The organism is Rhodoblastus sp., from assembly GCF_052145335.1.
Lineage (GTDB): Bacteria > Pseudomonadota > Alphaproteobacteria > Rhizobiales > Beijerinckiaceae > Rhodoblastus.
Genome location: NZ_JBKQOU010000224.1, coordinates 1 through 16,578, shown reverse-complemented (window position 1 = coordinate 16,578; position 16,578 = coordinate 1). Strand labels below are relative to the sequence as shown.

Annotated in this window: 15 protein-coding genes and 1 tRNA gene; 7 read left to right on the top strand and 9 right to left on the bottom strand. The window is 63.2% G+C overall.

Annotated elements, in window-relative coordinates; translation table 11 throughout:
- Positions 1-13 precede the first annotated feature (13 nt).
- Positions 14-1,498, top strand: coding sequence for an ammonium transporter (locus ACLP2E_RS14180; RefSeq protein WP_442466308.1), 1,485 nt, complete (start codon positions 14-16; stop codon positions 1,496-1,498).
- A gap of 51 nt (positions 1,499-1,549) precedes the next feature.
- On the opposite strand, the gene ACLP2E_RS14175 is transcribed toward ACLP2E_RS14180, so the two are convergent.
- A complete protein-coding gene (locus ACLP2E_RS14175) occupies positions 1,550-3,037 on the bottom strand; it encodes a M48 family metalloprotease (protein ID WP_442462910.1) in 1,488 nt (495 codons plus the stop codon).
- A 123-nt stretch (positions 3,038-3,160) separates the two neighbouring features.
- Positions 3,161-3,952 carry a hypothetical protein gene (locus ACLP2E_RS14170; protein ID WP_442462911.1) on the bottom strand — a complete coding sequence of 264 codons (792 nt, stop codon included), beginning with the start codon at positions 3,950-3,952 and terminating at the stop codon, positions 3,161-3,163.
- A gap of 117 nt (positions 3,953-4,069) precedes the next feature.
- Here ACLP2E_RS14170 and ACLP2E_RS14165 point away from each other — a divergent pair.
- From ACLP2E_RS14165 to ACLP2E_RS14150, 4 genes are all read left to right on the top strand, one after another.
- Positions 4,070-4,146 (top strand) — tRNA-Arg (locus tag ACLP2E_RS14165).
- A 113-nt stretch (positions 4,147-4,259) separates the two neighbouring features.
- Entirely contained in the window at positions 4,260-4,589 is a 330-nt protein-coding gene (locus ACLP2E_RS14160; protein WP_442461149.1) for a hypothetical protein, read from the top strand.
- An 82-nt stretch (positions 4,590-4,671) separates the two neighbouring features.
- Positions 4,672-5,091 (top strand): CopG family transcriptional regulator, encoded by a 420-nt coding sequence (locus ACLP2E_RS14155; RefSeq protein WP_442461150.1) that lies wholly within the window; start codon positions 4,672-4,674, stop codon positions 5,089-5,091.
- Between the two features lie 77 nt (positions 5,092-5,168).
- The gene (locus tag ACLP2E_RS14150) at positions 5,169-6,500 is read left to right on the top strand and encodes an extracellular catalytic domain type 1 short-chain-length polyhydroxyalkanoate depolymerase (RefSeq protein WP_442466307.1); all 1,332 of its coding nucleotides are present in this window, start codon (positions 5,169-5,171) and stop codon (positions 6,498-6,500) included.
- A 12-nt stretch (positions 6,501-6,512) separates the two neighbouring features.
- Here ACLP2E_RS14150 and ACLP2E_RS14145 read toward each other — a convergent pair whose 3' ends face one another.
- The 6 genes from ACLP2E_RS14145 to ACLP2E_RS14120 form a co-directional block, all read right to left on the bottom strand.
- Positions 6,513-7,832, bottom strand: a complete 1,320-nt coding sequence (locus tag ACLP2E_RS14145) for an AmpG family muropeptide MFS transporter (RefSeq protein ID WP_442461152.1) — start codon at positions 7,830-7,832, stop codon at positions 6,513-6,515.
- Positions 7,833-7,892: 60 nt separating this feature from the next.
- The gene (locus tag ACLP2E_RS14140; protein WP_442466327.1) at positions 7,893-9,521 is read right to left on the bottom strand and encodes an ABC transporter ATP-binding protein; all 1,629 of its coding nucleotides are present in this window, start codon (positions 9,519-9,521) and stop codon (positions 7,893-7,895) included.
- 8 nt (positions 9,522-9,529) lie between these two features.
- Positions 9,530-10,627: an ABC transporter permease gene (locus tag ACLP2E_RS14135; protein WP_442461153.1), complete on the bottom strand. Its 1,098-nt coding sequence runs from the start codon at positions 10,625-10,627 to the stop codon at positions 9,530-9,532.
- Entirely contained in the window at positions 10,627-11,730 is a 1,104-nt protein-coding gene (locus tag ACLP2E_RS14130) for a microcin C ABC transporter permease YejB (protein ID WP_442461154.1), read from the bottom strand. Before ACLP2E_RS14130 ends, ACLP2E_RS14135 begins: the two co-directional genes overlap by 1 nt.
- A complete protein-coding gene (locus ACLP2E_RS14125; RefSeq protein WP_442461155.1) occupies positions 11,730-13,598 on the bottom strand; it encodes an extracellular solute-binding protein in 1,869 nt (622 codons plus the stop codon). The genes ACLP2E_RS14130 and ACLP2E_RS14125 overlap by 1 nt, the downstream gene beginning before the upstream one ends.
- A gap of 179 nt (positions 13,599-13,777) precedes the next feature.
- On the bottom strand, positions 13,778-14,317 hold the full coding sequence (locus tag ACLP2E_RS14120) for a c-type cytochrome (RefSeq protein WP_442466306.1): 540 nt from the start codon (positions 14,315-14,317) through the stop codon (positions 13,778-13,780).
- A gap of 115 nt (positions 14,318-14,432) precedes the next feature.
- On the opposite strand from ACLP2E_RS14120, the gene ACLP2E_RS14115 reads away from it, so the two are divergent.
- Entirely contained in the window at positions 14,433-15,173 is a 741-nt protein-coding gene (locus tag ACLP2E_RS14115) for a 3-deoxy-manno-octulosonate cytidylyltransferase (protein ID WP_442461157.1), read from the top strand.
- Positions 15,170-16,018 carry a prephenate dehydratase gene (locus ACLP2E_RS14110; RefSeq protein ID WP_442461158.1) on the top strand — a complete coding sequence of 283 codons (849 nt, stop codon included), beginning with the start codon at positions 15,170-15,172 and terminating at the stop codon, positions 16,016-16,018. Before ACLP2E_RS14115 ends, ACLP2E_RS14110 begins: the two co-directional genes overlap by 4 nt.
- 108 nt (positions 16,019-16,126) lie before the next feature.
- Here ACLP2E_RS14110 and ACLP2E_RS14105 read toward each other — a convergent pair.
- Positions 16,127-16,578: zinc-binding dehydrogenase (locus ACLP2E_RS14105; protein WP_442466305.1), on the bottom strand; the 452-nt coding region annotated here is incomplete at its 5' end.

Sequence of the window (16,578 nt, the reverse complement as noted above, 5' to 3'; positions counted from 1 at the left end):
TCAGGAGTCAGAAATGATATCGTTCCCCCCCCGCAAGGACGGGCTGAAGGCGCTCGGCCTTGCGCTCGCCGGACTTGCGCTCTGCGCCGGCGCGGCCTACGCGGACACCGCGCCCGCCCCCGTTCCCAATAAGGGCGACACCGCCTGGATGCTGATCTCCAGCGCCCTGGTGCTGATGATGTCCATTCCCGGCCTCGCCTTGTTTTATGGCGGCCTCGTTCGCACCAAGAACATGCTTTCCGTCCTCACCCAGGTTTTCGCCATCGTTTCCCTGGTCGGCGTGCTGTGGGTGCTCTACGGCTATTCCGAAACCTTCACCAATGGCGGCGATCTGAATAATTTCGCCGGCGGCTTCTCCAAGGCCTTCCTCAAGGGCGTCGACACCACTTCCGTGGCGGCGACCTTCTCGAACGGCGTGGTGATTCCGGAATACGCCTATATGGTGTTCCAGATGACCTTCGCCATGATCACCCCGGCGCTGATCGTCGGCGCCTTCGCCGAGCGTATAAAATTCTCGGCGGTGATGCTGTTCGTGCTGTTGTGGGTGACGCTGGTCTATTTCCCCATCGCCCACATGGTCTGGTACTGGGCTGGCCCGGACGCCATCGGCGACGCGGCCAAGGCGCTCGGCCCGGCAACCGACGAAACGGCCAAGGCGGCGGCCCAGGCGGCTCTCGACAAGGTCAATGAAGACGCCGGCATGGTGTTCAAGTGGGGCGCGCTCGACTTCGCGGGCGGCACGGTCGTGCATATCAACGCCGGCATCGCGGGCCTCGTCGGCGCGATCATGATCGGCAAGCGCATCGGTTACGGCAAGGAAGCTTTGCCGCCGCATTCGCTGACCATGACCATGATCGGCGCCTCGCTGCTGTGGGTGGGCTGGTTCGGCTTCAACGCCGGCTCCAACCTCGAGGCCAACGGCACCACGGCTCTCGCCTTCGTCAACACCATGGTCGCCACGGCAGGCGCTTCCTTGTCCTGGCTGCTGGTTGAATGGGCGGTCAAGGGCAAGCCTTCCCTGCTCGGCATGGTTTCGGGCGCGGTCGCCGGCCTCGTGGCCGTCACCCCGGCTTCCGGCTATGCCGGCCCGATTGGCGCCTTGGTCCTCGGTCTGGCGGTGTCGCCGCTGTGCCTGTTCTTCGTATCCACGGTGAAGAGCAAGTTCGGCTATGACGACGCGCTCGATGTGTTCGGCGTCCACTGCGTTGGCGGCATCACCGGCGCCATCGCCACCGGCATACTCGTCGCCCCGTCACTGGGCGGCGTCGGGCTCACCGACTATACCAACATTGCCGGAAACAATGTCGGAACCTACGACATGGCGACCCAGGTCATCATCCAGTGCAAGGCCGTGCTGACGACCCTGCTCTGGTCCGGCGTCGGTTCGGCCATTCTCTACAAGGTCGTGGATATGATCGTCGGCCTGCGCCCGACCCCCGATCAGGAGCGCGAAGGCCTGGACATTTCCGACCACGGCGAACGCGCTTACAACTACTGATCGGCGCCAAGCTTCGACCAGACAAGGCGGCGGGGGAAACCCGCCGCCTTTTTAGTTGGTGACGATCTTGTAAGTTTCGCCCAGCTTCAGGGTCGGGCCTTCCAGTCCGTTCAGCACCAGGAACTGATCGAGCGGGCGGTCAAGGGCCGCCATTTTCGCCGCCATCGAATCGGCGGTGTCGAGCGGCCCGGCCATCGCAAGGCGCAGGCGCAGGGCTTGAGCCTGCGACGCATCCTCCCGCGTCATCGGGGCAAAGGTTGCGATCGACTTGGAGAAACGCTCATCGGCCTCGGGCGTCAAGGCTTTCACCGCGAATATGATGCGGTAGAAATCGTCGTGATAGGCGATGACCGCGACGCGGAAATTCCATTCGCCGGCGCGGGCGTTAGCCACAACGGCGGGCATGCCGTTGATCTCGGTGGACTGGATCGACGAGTCCAGCAATCCGTCGATCCAGCCCGAAGTCACATATTCGGTGAGCGACTTGCCCTGCGGCGCGCGCACGCTGTCGAGCCGCAACGCCTCGGCGCCGCCTTCCGCCACGCCGAGCACGGCTTGCGACGAGTTTTCCAGGACAAAGCCCTCCGGGGCCTCGAAGGTAAAGCCAAGACGCGGATGGATGAACTTGCGCCCCCTGATGGCGCCTTCGGTCGGATCGTCGCCAAAGGCCATGCCGTCGATCGCCGCCAGATAGGGCCCCCGCGCGGCCTGGCCCAGCCCCGGCGCCCCGATCTGCCGCGCCGCCGCCAAAGCTTCAGCGATGCGCTCGGGCGTCGAAGGATGGCTGGCGAGAAAATCCGGCTTTTCGTTGGTTTTCTGACCAATCAGCGAGGCGCGGAAAGCGCTGGAGCGGGCAAGCGAATTGAGGAAACGCGCCGCGCCGAAAGGATCGTAGCCGGCCCGCGCCGTGACGTCTATGCCGATATGGTCGGCCTCCAGCTCCTGCTGGCGCGAGAACCCGGCTATCGTCAAAGCCGAACTCGACTCAACCTCGGCGCCTTTCTGCTGGCTCTGGATGACGCGCGCCGCCTGGGCGATCAGCGCCGCCTTCTTCTCCTGCTCGGCCCGCAAAAAGGCGTGATGCTGGGTGACGTGGCCGATTTCATGGGCCATCACCGCGGCGACTTCCGAAGTGTCGTTGGCCAGGGCGAGCAATCCGCGCGTGACGAACAGATCGCCCGAGGGCAGAGCAAAGGCGTTGACGACGCCCGAATTGAGAATGACGACGCGATAGGGCTGGCCGGGCGTCTCGCTGGCCTTCGCCAGCTTGACCAGAACCTCGTTCAGGTAGGCTTCCGCCTTCGGCCAGCGGTATTCGCCGCCATAGAGCGCGATCAGCCTTTTGCGTTCGGCGTCGTTGGGCGTTTCGGCGAGCGTCTTGGGCGCGGCCGCCGGGGCGGCGGGCGCGGCGATTTCCGGCGCTCCGCCCTGGCGCTCCAGCGTGGAACAGGAGGCAAGCAGCAAAAGCGCCGCCAGAACTCGCGGGGTCGGGACTTGCGGCGAGCGCGCCTCCGGGCGCCTCCGCTTCGATTTACGCAAATCTGCCGCCATCCGAACCCGTCGTCCTGTCGAAAACCCTCTCCCGCCGGATCGGGAAAGGCTTGCCCCTGAAAACCACGCTCAATCTTTCGCGTAAATCCCTGCGCCGCGGCCGAGCCCGCGTCAGTTTCGATCTTCAATAAACTCGATTTGATCGGGATGGAACAATTCGATTTGCGGCGCGGCGCCGATTTCCACCACGCCGCGAGCGCGGATGGATCGATGCAGCAGGTTTTTCTCGCCCAACCCCGCCCGTTCGAACAAAGGCAGATTGCGTTTGGCGATGGTCAGGGAAAAGCCGCCGCGTCCCGATCCAAAATTAAGATAAAGCCGCGGCGCCGTGTGGCCGAAACTGGCTACCCGGCCCTCGACCAGCGCCAGCGTCCCGGCCCGGCCGGCGAAATTCCGGCCGTCGTCGGCGAGCAATATCGCCAGATCCGGGTCGGCCCAGATTCCAAGTTTTTCGCCGCGCGCCGCCGCTTCCGCCGCCAGCGCGGGTTTGCCGCAAGCCGCCGAATCGCCGCTGGCCATGACAAGGCCGGCGGAGGCGAGAATTTCGTCCACCGATTCGGCCTCGCCTTCGACGAACAGCAAAGCCGGAATCCGGCCCCAGCGATCCGCCCCGCCGAGCTTTTGCAATGCGAGATTCTTGTCCGCGAGGAGCGAAGTCAATTCCGCCGCGACCTTTTGCGGCCGGTCGGGCGCGGCTGGCGTGGCGCGCGGCGGCTCCACCGAAGGAAAATAGATCATGCGTCCGTCGGCAAGGACCATGTCGAGCCGGTCATTGACGCGGGCAAGGCGCACATTTTCGCGTGGGGCGGCAAAATCGCAGGCCAAAGGCGCCGCCGCGCGGCCGGCGCAAGGCGGGAGGGCAAGTAACAGGGCGGCGATCGGGGCGAGATAGCGGCGGTTCATGTTGGCGACGCTGAAGGTAGCACGATATGGCCGCAGGCGGTTTTTCCGGCGAAGATTTTATGTTAGGGAGGGCGCGTTGTCCGGCTGCTTTCGAGAATCGACAGTGGCCTGAACAGCGTCCCGGTAGCTCAGCAGGATAGAGCAACGGTTTCCTAAACCGTAGGTCAGGGGTTCGAATCCCTTCCGGGACGCCAGTTTCAGGTTTCAACCTTGTTCTTTCCACGCCTATTCGGGGCAGCGCTATCCCGTGCACGGCCGAATTTTGCTAATCTGCCCATCCCGACCTACGTTTCCATGGGAGTTCGCCATGCCCACAAAAGCCGAATCCGAGAATCGCCTCCTCAACGCCGGGGAACTCGAATTGGTGAACGCCACAAGGGAGCCAGAAATCGGAGCTTTGTCGTTGGAACAACTGAAGTCCATCAGCCGTCGACTGCGGGAAGCTCACGCCAAAGCCCGGGATATTGCCGCCCGCCAGCAGCGGGAAATGCGCGGCAAGGCCGATCCGCATGGCATACGGCCCGCCGCGGACAACACCGGCTCCCTGGCCAAGTCGCAGGCGATACTCGAAGCGATGCAACGGCTCGACGCCGAACTTTTGCGCCGTGGCGAAGCGGGTTCGTCAACGCCTGAATAACGCCCCTCGCCTATTTTTGGGACTTGCAATCGCCCTTGACCATCCTATATCCATCCACATGGATGGTAGATGGATGGAGATAATGGACGGAAAAATTCATGAATTTCGGCCGAAGCCGGCCGACAGCGAGAAGATCACGATCAATCTCGGCTACGTCGATCTCGGCCATATCGACCTCCTGGTGCAGGAAGGATTTTTTTCCAACCGCACCGATTTCATCCGCACAGCGATTCGCAACCAGCTCGATCGCCACAATGACGCGGTCAAGCAGTCGCTCACAAGGCACAAGCTCGACCTCGGCCTGCGGCGTTACAGCCGAGAGGATCTCGAGGCCGCGCGCGCCGCAGGCGAGAAGCTCCATATCCAGGTTCTCGGGCTGGCGGTCATCGCCAACGATGTCTCACCCGAACTTGCCGCCGAAACCATCGCCTCCATCCACGTTCTCGGCGCGCTGCAAGCGAGTCCCGCGGTGAAAGCCGCCTTGGCCGACCGCCTCTGCTGACCCCTTCGCACATCAAGACGATCCAGACCGAGGCGCCGCTGTCGCGCCAGGAATCCCAACCTATACAGGAAGCTTTCATGAACGCCCCAAACAAGATCGACATGCTGACGGCGGTTCGCCTGACGCGCGAAGGCCGGCTCGACGAAGCGATGGCCGCCCTGCGGCGCTCGCTCTCGGTCGCTCCCCTTTCCGACGCCGCGCCGCGGTTCGACGCCGATTCCTTCGCATCCAAGCTGGGCGGCGGGGGCGTGCCGCGATTTTCGCTCCCCAGGGCGCTGGGCGGCCTTGTCCGGCGCATCGGCCGCTTGCGCCCCGTTCCCGGCTTTGGCCAACCGGGCGAGGCGCCGCTCGACGAAAAGCTCGATGAGAGCATTGATGGCCAGCTCAAGGAGATCGTCGATCCCCCGGAGCAAGTCCACACACCGCCCCGGGCGCGCGTGCAGGGACGCAGCGGGGAACGGGTCAAGCAGCAGTTTGGGCGGCATTTCGACCTGAAGCTCGACAAATCGCTCGAAGAAATACTGGCGCCCCGACTGCGTCGCGCACCGGCCCGTCCGTCGGACGAAACGCGTTTCCAACCCCGCAGCTTCGCCAACGCCGAGGGCTCGCGCGCTTACAAGCTCTACGTCCCGCGCAGTTATGTCGGCCAGGACCTGCCGCTGGTGGTGATGCTGCATGGCTGCACCCAGTCGCCCGACGATTTCGCCGCCGGCACGCGGATGAACCTGCTCGCCGAGGAGCAAACTTTCCTCGTCGCCTATCCGGCGCAGGCGCAATCGGCCAATTTCGGAAAATGCTGGAACTGGTTCAATGCCGGCGACCAGCAACGAGATCGCGGCGAGCCTTCGCTGATCGCCGGAATCACCCGCCAGGTCATGGAGGAGTTTCCGGTCGAAAAGGGCCGCGTCTATATCGCCGGCCTGTCGGCCGGAGGCGCGGCGGCGGCGAACATGGGTTCGCTCTACCCCGATGTTTATGCGGCCATCGGCGTCCATTCCGGACTGGCCTGCGGCGCCGCCAGCGACATGCCGTCCGCCTTCTCGGCGATGAGGCAAGGCGCAACATCGCGGCGATCCAGCGACGACGGCGCCGCGGTTCCAGCCATCGTGTTCCACGGCGATTGCGACACCACGGTCCATCCCGCCAATGGCGAAGAGGTGATCGTTCAGGCCACTGGCGGAGCGAACCTGCGGGTTGAGGTCATCAGCGGCGTCGCCGCCGGCGGGCGCGGATACACCCGCACCGTTCACCTGGACGAAAACGGACGCCCGATGGCGGAACAATGGACCCTGCATGGCTCCGGCCATGCCTGGTCGGGCGGCAGCGCGGAGGGGACCTATACCGACCCGCATGGACCCGACGCCAGCCGGGAAATGATGCGGTTTTTCGCCCAGCATCGAGTCAGGTAAACGCTGAGCCCTTCAACTCGTTTGTTTCGCCGGCCCCGATCCATGTCGCTCCGGGTCCGGCGTCACGTCGGCGTGCAGGCGCAGCACATACCAGCACAACAAGGCCACGGGTATGCCGATCAGCGAAGTGAAGACGAAAAACATCGGAAACCCGGTATGGGCGATGATGAAGCCGGACGAGCCCGCCAGAATGCTGCCCGGAAAAGCGCAAAGCGAAGTCAGAAGCGCATATTGGCTGGCGGCGAGTTCCGTCGTGGTGATCGACGACATGTAATTGATCAGCACCACCTGCGCGAAGGCATAGGCGAAGCCTTCGATGCTGACCGAGACGGCGAAACTCCAGAAATCGCCGCCGCCCTGAGAGGCGAGCCAGGCGAGGCTCAGATGCGACGCCGATCCCGCTACCGTGCCGAGCAGGAGGCTCGGCATCAGGCCTATTTTTCGTATGATGAAAGCGCTGGAAAAGGTCGCGGCGAGGGCGATCCCGAAGCCGAACAATTTAGTGACCGTGGCGATGTCGGCGTTGGAATAATTCAGGCTCTTGAACAGCGGAATCGCCATGGCGCTGGAAATATAGCCGGGCAGGCGAAAACCGGCGATCATCAGGAATATCGGCAGCGCCAAAGGCCCGAGTCGCACCACCATTTCCTTGATCGGCGCGAACACCGTAGCGACGAAGCCCGGATGCTGGCGGCTGGCGGTATAATCCGACTCGGGCTCCGGCGCAATGAAGGCGGAGACCGCGCCGATCAGCATCAGCGACGCCATGAATCCATAGGCGATCGGCCAGCCATAGCGCTCCGCGAGCAGCAGCGCGCCGGCGCCGGCGGCGAGATTGCCGAAACGGTAGCCCATTTCGCAAATGGCGGTCATCACCGATTGCTTGGCGACGGGAACCGAGGTGATGCGCCAGCCGTCGATGGTGACGTCCTGCGTCGCCCCTGCGACGCCCAGCGCCAACGAAAAGGCCACCGTATAGCCAAGAAAATTGGCCGGATCGCCGAAGGCGACGCCAATCAGCGACGCCATGACCGCGATCTGCGAGAGCACGATCCAGCCGCGCCGGCGCCCAAGCCAGGCGCTGAAAAAGGGCGCGTCATATTTATCGAGGAAGGGCGCCCAGATGAACTTGAGCTTGTAGGCGATGGTCAGTTCGCTCATCAGCCCGATGGTCTGGATCGGCACCTGGGCGTCCGACAGCCAGGCCGACTGCGTCGGATAGACCAGAAGATAGGGAATGCCGGCGCTGAAGCCGAGCCCGAGCATCGCCAGATAGCGCCGGTCCGATTTCAGATGGCCGAGGAGGGAGTGGTTTTCGGAATCGACCTTCATTCGCACTTTCCCCGGAGAACGCCTTCGATCGGTCGAGTTTAGCGCGGTTTTCCGTCAGTGCTACGACGCCGATGCGGTTTCAGGCTCGGCGGCGAGATCGAAGGCGGCGGCGAATAATTCTTGGGTATATTTTTCGCGCGGATTGGCGAAAATCTCGGTCGCGTCGCCCTGTTCGACGATTTTTCCGTCCCGCAGCACGATGATTTGCGACGCAAAAGCCTTCACCACTTTCAGATCGTGGCTGATGAACAGATAGGACAGGCCGCGCCTCTCCTGCAGGTCGCGCAACAGGTCGATCATCTGCGCCTGCACCGAACGATCCAGCGCCGAAGTCGGCTCGTCGAGCACGATCACGTCGGGATCGAGCGCCAGCGCCCGGGCGATGGCGATGCGCTGGCGCTGGCCGCCGGAAAATTCGTGCGGATAGCGGTCCATGGTCGCCGGATCGAGGCCGGTGTCGGCGAGCGACTTGGCGACGACCGCGCGGCGCTCCGCCGCCGACAGGCCCTTGTTCTGGATGACGAGGCCTTCCTCGACGATTTCCGCCACCGACATGCGCGGCGACAGCGAACCATAGGGGTCCTGGAAGACGATCTGCAGATGGCGGCGCAGCGGCCGCATCTCGCGGGCGCCAAACCCGTCGATATTCTTGCCGAGGTAGAGGATCGGCCCTTTCGAGCGGATCAGCCGCAACAGCGCCAGTCCGAGCGTGGTCTTGCCTGAGCCGGATTCGCCAACCACGGCCAGGGTCTGGCCCTTGCGCAGGATCAGCGACACGCCGTCCACGGCCTTGACGTAAGAAGTGGTGCGCCGCCAGAAACCGCTCTTGATCGGAAACCAGACACGCAGGTCCTGCGCCGCCAGCACTTCCGGCGCGTGGGCGTCGGCGGGCGGGGCGGCGCCTTTCGGCTCGGCGGCGAGCAGCATTTGGGTATATTCGTGCTGCGGCGCATTGAAAATGCGCGTGGCCGGGCCGGTCTCGACAATGAGCCCCTTGCGCATCACCGCGACCTCGTCGGCCATGCGGCGGACGATGCCGAGATCATGGGTGATGAACAGGATCGCCATGCCGTAGCGCGCCTGCAGATCGCGCAAAAGGTCGAGAATCTGCGCCTGCACGGTGACGTCGAGGGCGGTGGTCGGCTCGTCGGCGATAAGCAGGTCGGGTCGATTGGCCAGAGCCATGGCGATCATCACGCGCTGGCGCTGGCCGCCGGACAGCTCATGCGGGTAGGCGTTCATCCGGCTTTCGGCGTTTTGCAGCCCGACTTCGCGCAAAAGTGCGAGCACCCGCGCCCGGCGCTTTTCTCCTGAACTCATGCCGTGAATGGCGAGAATCTCGCCGATCTGCCGCTCGATCTTGTGCAGCGGATTGAGCGAAGTCATCGGCTCCTGAAACACCATGCTGATGCGCGCGCCGCGCAAGTTGCGCAGCACCGATTCGCTGGCTTTGGTCAGTTCCTGGCCCTGGAAATGAATGGTCCCGGCAAGAATTTTGGCGCCCGGCGCCATCAGTCGGACGATCGACAAAGCCGTCACCGATTTGCCCGAACCGGATTCGCCGACCAGCCCGAGCGTTTTTCCGCGCTCAAGAGTAAGGGAGGCGTTTTCGACGGCGAGGACTTCCCTGCCCGCGGGGCCGAAACCAACGCTGAGCCCGGAAATTTCGAGCAAGGGCGCTTCCGCCATGATCCGCGTCACGAAAAGCCCTTTCGCGGATCGAAGGCGTCGCGCAGGCCCTCGCCGATGAACACCAGCAGCGACAAGGTGGCGGCGATGACGGCGAAGCCGGACAGGCCGAGCCAGGGCGCCTGCAGGTTGGATTTGCCCTGCAGCAGCAATTCCCCCAGCGAGGGCGACCCCGGCGGCAGGCCAAAGCCGAGGAAGTCCAGCGAAGTCAAGGTGGTGATCGAGGAATTGAGGATGAAGGGCAGGAAGGTCAGCGTCGCCACCATGGCGTTGGGCAGGACGTGCTTGAGCAAAATCTTGGCGTTCGACAGCCCCAGCGCCCGGGCCGCGCGCACATAATCGAAATTGCGGGCGCGCAGGCATTCCGCGCGCACCAGGTGCACCAGACTGACCCAGGAGAAGGCCAGCAAGATCCCGAGCAGCACGAAAAAGCTCGGGGTGATGATCGCCGACAGGATGATCAGCAGGTAGAGGCTGGGCAGCGAAGACCAGATTTCGATGAAGCGCTGGAACAGCAAATCGGTCCAGCCGCCGAGATAGCCCTGCACGGCGCCCGCCGCTATGCCGACCACCGAGGATATGCCGGCCAGCAGCAGGCCAAACAGCACGGAAATGCGGAATCCGTAAATGAGGCGCGCCGTTACGTCGCGGCCCTGGTCGTCGGTGCCGAGCCAGTTCCATTCGATTTCGCTGCAGTTTTTCGCCGGCTGGCCGTCGAAGGTCTTGCCGTGGGCGCATTGCGCGTCGGTCAGCATCCAGGTCGGCGGCGACGGCACCGCCGTCGGCGGCGAAAGATTATGGGTGTCATAGGAATAGCGGATCGGCGGCCAGATCATCCAGCCATGGGCATTGATCTCCTTGATGATGAACGGATCGCGGTAATCGGTCTCGGCTAGAAAGCCGCCGAACTTTTCTTCCGGGTAATCCTTCAGCACCGGAAACAGCAACTCGCCCCTGTAGGAAACGAGGATCGGCTTGTCGTTGGCGATCACTTCCGCGCCAAGCGAGGCGATGAAGGCGAAAAGAAAGATCCACAGCGCGTAATAGCCGCGCCGGTTGCGCACGAAGGCGTCGAGACGGCGGCGGGTGATCGGCCTGAGCGACATCACACCTCCCGCGTTTCGAAATCGATGCGCGGATCGATCCAGGCATAGGTGAGGTCGGAGATGAGGTTGATCGCCAGTCCGAGCAGCGCGAAAATATAAAGATTGGCGAAAACCACGGGATAATCGCGGTTGAGCGTCGATTCGAACGACAGAAGTCCTAGGCCGTCGAGCGAGAAGATCGTCTCGATCAGCAGCGCGCCGGTGAAAAAGGCCGAGATGAAAGCGCCGGGGAAGCCGGCAATGACGATCAGCATGGCGTTGCGAAAGACATGGCCGTAAAGCACGCTGCGCTCGGCCAGCCCCTTCATCCGCGCGGTGACGACATATTGCTTGCGGATTTCGTCGATGAAGGCGTTGCGGGTGAGAAAAGTGGTGGTGGCGAAGGCGCCGAGCGTCAAGGCGCTTACCGGCAGCACGATGTGCCAAAGATAGTCCTTCACCTTGCCCAAAAGGGTCAGTTGATCGAAATCATCGGAGGTCAGGCCGCGCAAAGGAAAAACCTGCCAGAACGAGCCGCCGGCGAAAAGCACGATCAAAAGAATGGCGAAGAGAAAGCTCGGGATCGCATAGCTGACGATGATGACGGCGGAGGTCCAGGTGTCGAAGGGCTCGCCCTCGCGGCGCGCCTTGGCGATGCCGAGCGGGATCGAAATGGCGTAGGACAGAAAGGTCATCCACAAGCCGAGCGACATCGAGACCGGCAGCTTCTCCTTGATCAGCGACAGGACCGGAGCGTCACGGAAATAGGAGCGGCCGAAATCGAACACCACATAATGGCGGATCATCAGCCAGAAACGCTCCAGCGGCGGCTTGTCGAAGCCGAACTGCTTTTCCAGTTCGGCGATGAATTTCGGATCTAGCCCCTGCGCGCCGCGATATTTGCCGGAAAATTGCGACGCCGCGCTGGCTTGCGCATTGGCCAGAGCGCTGCCGCCGCCGCCGCCGAACCGCGAGGTGGCGCCGGAATCCTGGCCCTGCATCTGCGCCAGCACCCGTTCCACCGGGCCGCCGGGCGCGAATTGCACGATGGCGAAGGACAAGGCCAGAATCCCGAATAGCGTCGGGATCATCAGCAATATCCGGCGCGCGACGTAGAACAGCATCAGGATCTCGCCTTGACGGCGGCGGCCTTTTCAGCGTCCCACCACCACAGCGAGCCGATGCCGAGATCGAGTTTGGGGAATGTGTCGGGATGGCCGAAATCGTCCCAGGCGGCGATGCGCCGATTGGGCGAGAACCAGTTAGGAATCCAGTATTGGCCGGAGCGCAGAACCCGGTCGAGCGCCCGGCAGATAAACACCAGTTCGGCGCGGCTCTTGGCGTTCAGCGCCTTGTCGATCAGCACGTCCACCGCCGGATCGTTGATCCCCGCGAGATTGAGGCCGCCGTTGGTCTGGCCGGATTTCGAGCCGAAATAGGCCAGCAATTCTTCGCCCGGCACGCCGCCGATCATCTTGCGGTCGGTCACCATGTCGAAGTCGAAAGCGTCGATGCGCTGCTTGTATTGCGCCGAATCGACCACCCGCAGCCGCGCCTCGATGCCGAGCAGGCGCATGTTCTTGAACATCGGCTGCACCACCTTGTCGAAGGCGTTGGAAAATTCCAGCACCTCGAAAGTGAAGGGCGTCCCGTCGGGCAGCAGCAACTGCGTCCCCTGCCGCTTGCAACCGGCCTCCAGCAACAAGGCGTTGGCGCGCTGCAAAAGCGCGCGATCCTGGCCGGAGCCGTCGGAAACCGGCGGCGCGTAAGGCGGGCCGAACACCTCTGGCCGCAACTTGTCGCGCAAGGGCTCCAGCAGCGCCAGTTCCTCCGGCGACGGCAGTCCTTCGGCGCTCATGTCGGTGTTTTCAAAGAAACTATGGGCGCGCTTGTAGGCGCCGTAGAACAGGTTGCGGTTCGACCATTCGAAATCGAGACAATAGCCCAGGGCTTCGCGGATACGCGGATCCTTGAAGACGGCGCGGCGGGTGTTGAAGAAAAAGCCCTGGAAACCGGGGCTGCGCCGGTCGGGAATCTCCATCTTGATCACCCTTCCGTCGCGCACCGCGGGGAAATCATAGCCAGTCGCCCATTCCGAGGCGGTGGAGGATTCATGCAGGTTGACTGCGCCGGATTTGAACGCCTCGAAACCGACGGCGCGTTCGCCGAAATAATCGTAGCGGATCGCCTCGAAATTGTTCTGGCCGACATTGACCGGCAGATCCTTGGCCCAATAGTCCGGCACCCGCTCGTAGACGATGAAGCGGCCCTGTTCGAAAGCGCCGATCTTGTAGGCGCCCGAGCCCAGCGGCGGCTCCATGCCGGAATGGTCGAAGGGATGCTTGGCGTAATAGGCCGAGGAAAGGATCGGCTGTCCGGCGATATTGAGGATGGAATCGCGGCCAAAGCCTTCGTGCAGCGTCACCAGCACGACATCGTCGCCCTCGGCGACGGCGCTTTCCAGATCGCGCAGCGTCTGGCGGATGATCGGATGGCCTTTTTCGCGCAGGGTGGTGAGCGAAAAAACGACGTCTTTCGCGGTCAGCGGCGAATGGTCGTGAAAACGCGCCTCGGGTCGCAGATGGAAGCGATATTGCCGCTTGTCCGGCGAAATCTCGACCGAGCGGGCGACGAGACCGTAAAGCGCATTGTCCTCTTCGAGGCTGCCGGACATCAGGCTGTCGTTGATCAGGCCGAGGCCGATCGCCGGATTGCCGGACAGAATAAGGCCGTTGAGCGAATCGTAGGAAGTGGCGACCGCTTCCTGGCTCAATTGTCCGCCTTTTGGCGCGTCGGGCCGCGCATAGGCGAAATGCGGAAAATTTTCCGGCTGGTTCAGCTCGCCGAAGGAGGAAAGGCCATAGGTTTTCCGCCAGAGCTTATCCTCCGCGGCGCGAGCCGGGTCTTCCGCCCCAAGAGCGGGCAGACCGAACAGGGGCAGAGCGGCGGCGGATAACAGCGCGGCGCGGCGGGTGAGGTTCAGTTTTGACAAGGGATGCAAATCAGCCTCGAAAACGAGCAGGATTCGCGGGCCATTATGTCGTTTTTGCCCCGCATGGCCAGAGATAAGGCGCCAAAGGCGCATTACAATTAGGAAATGACAGCGGCGGCGGCGACAAAAAAAGGCCGGGAGCCGCGCTCCCGGCCTCGATGCAAAAGGTTGCTGCCGCCTTATTTCGCGGCGGCGGGCAGCGGAACCGGGCTGTCGGACAGGGTGCGCAGATAGGCGATGATGTCGGCGCGCTTTCCGGCGTCGGGCTCGCCGCCAAAGCCCATTTTGGTGCCAGGAACGAAAGTCTTCGGGCTGGCGATGAAGCTGTTCAGATCGTCAAAGGTCCAGTCGCCGCCCTTGGCCTTCATGGCGTCAGAATAGCCGAAACCGGCGGCGCTGCCCTTCGGCCGGCCGACGATCCCGTAAAGGTCGGGTCCGACCTTCGCCGCGCCGCCCTTTTCGAAGCTGTGGCAGGTCGCGCAAACCTTGGTCAGGGCCTGGCCCTTGGCGGGATCGGCCTTGGCCAGCAGAGCCGGCAGCGGAACGGCGGCGGCGGCGGGAGCGGCGGCCTTGGCCGGGGCTTCGCCGCTGGGCAGGTCGAAACCCGGAACCTTCGGCATGGGGCTATGGACCAGCGCGTCGCTGAACACGCCGAGGAATAATGCGAACAGCACAGCGCCGAAAAGAGCGCCCAAATAACGGTAGTCAAGAAAGGTCATGCCGCAGCCTCCGCGTGGTGGCCTCTGATAAACGCTTTGCGCCCTGCTTGGCAACTCGTATAAACGGCCAAAATCCGCCCAAAACTTCAGCCAGCAACCGGCGCCGCTCAAGTCCATGTCGCAAAACGCCCTCGTCGTGATCCCCGCCCGCCTCGCTTCGACCCGCCTGCCCAACAAGCCGCTGGCGGAAATCGCGGGCGCGCCGATGATCGTCCAGGTCTGGCGGCGCGCCGTGGAGGCGGGGATCGGCCCTGTTCTCGTCGCCGCCGACAGCGCCGCCATCGCCGAGGCGATCCATGCCGAAGGCGGCGAGGCCCTGCTGACCGAGCCCGGCCTGCCCTCCGGTTCGGACCGGATTTGCGCGGCTTTGAGCCGTTTCGACCCGGACCGGCGTTTCGACGTGATCGTCAATCTGCAAGGCGACCTGCCGACCATCGAGCCGGCCAGCGTGCGCGCCTCGCTGCTCCCCCTGCAGGACGAAAAGGTCGACATCGCCACCCTGGCGGCGCCGATCTCGCGCGAGGTAGAGCGTGACGATCCCAATGTGGTCAAAATGGTCGGGGCGAAGCTCGGCCCGACCCGCATGCGCGCGCTCTATTTCACCCGCGCCACCGCCCCCTGGGGCGAGGGCGCGCTTTATCATCATATCGGCCTATATGCCTATCGACGCGCCGCTCTGGAGCGTTTCGTCGCCTTGCCCCCCTCACCCCTCGAGCGGCGCGAAAAACTGGAGCAATTGCGCGCGCTTGAGGCGGGAATGCGCATCGACGTGGAAATCGTCGAAGCCGTGCCGCTCGGCGTCGATACGCCGCACGACCTCGAACGGGCGCGTAAAATCCTCGAAAGCAAGACATGAAAAAGATCATCGCCTATCAGGGCGAACCCGGCGCCAATTCGCATATCGCCTGTTCCGACGTCTATCCCGGCTGGGAAACCCTGCCCTGCGCCAGTTTCGAGGACGCTTTCACCGCCATTGGCGAAGGCCGGGCCGATCTCGGCATGATTCCGATCGAGAATTCGCTGGCCGGACGCGTCGCCGACATCCATCATTTCCTGCCCGATTCAGGGCTGCACATCATCGGGGAATATTTTCTGCCTATCCATTTCCACCTGCTCGGCGTCAAGGGCGCGCGGCTCGAGGATTTGCGCAGCGTCTACAGCCATGTCCACGCGCTCGGCCAGTGCCGGAAAATCATCAAGCGTTACGGGCTCAAGGCGGTGACCACCGGCGACACGGCCGGGTCGGCGCGCGAAGTGGCCGAATGGGGCGACAAGAGCCGCGCCTCGCTGGCGCCGGAACTCGCCGCCGAAATCTATGGACTCGACGTGCTCGCCCGCTTTGTCGAGGACGAGGACCACAACACCACCCGCTTCATCATCCTGTCGCGCGAACCGCTGCGCGAGCGGATTGACGGTCCGATGCTGACGACTTTCGTCTTCCGCGTGCGCAACGTGCCTTCGGCGCTTTACAAGGCGCTCGGCGGCTTCGCCACCAATGGCGTCAACATGACCAAGCTTGAAAGCTATATGGTCAATGGCGAATTCGCCGCGACGCAATTTTTGGTCGATGTCGAGGGCCATCCCGAAGACCCCAATCTCGCCCGAGCTTTGGAAGAGCTGAAATTCTTCTCCGAGACGGTGACCATTCTGGGCGCCTATCCGGCGCATCCGTTTAGGCAGCAACTGGCGAGCGCGAATTAGCACTCGAAATCGAGCACCCCGTTCCCGCCAGCGAAGGTCACAAAGCGGCGGAAAGCCGACCCTGATTGCCCGACCGTTTCCAGAACAATCAGCGGTCGGAGCCCCAGTTCATGATTTCTGCTCCATGTTGATGACGACCTTGCCTTTGGCGCGCCCGGACTCGACATAGGCCAGCGCATCCCCCGTCGCCTCAAAGGGGAACACCTTGTCGACGACCGGTCGGATCGCGCCGGATTCAATCAGGGAGGCAATCTCGCCCAGCTGCCGCCCGTCGGCGCGCATGAACAGGAAGGAATAACGGACGCCAAGGCTTCTGGCCTTATTCCTGACCCCGCGGCTCAGCAGGCGGATGACAAGTTTCAGGAACGGGTTCAACCCGAAATCCCGTGCGAATTCCGGGTCCGGCGGCCCCGAGATCGAAATGAGCCAGCCGCCCGGCTTGAGCACGCCCAAGGATTTTTCGAGCGTCTTTGGATCTTGACTGTTCAGCACGAGATCATAGCCAGACAGGACTTTATCGAATTCCTGCGTCTTGTAGTCGACAACCACGTCCGCCCCGA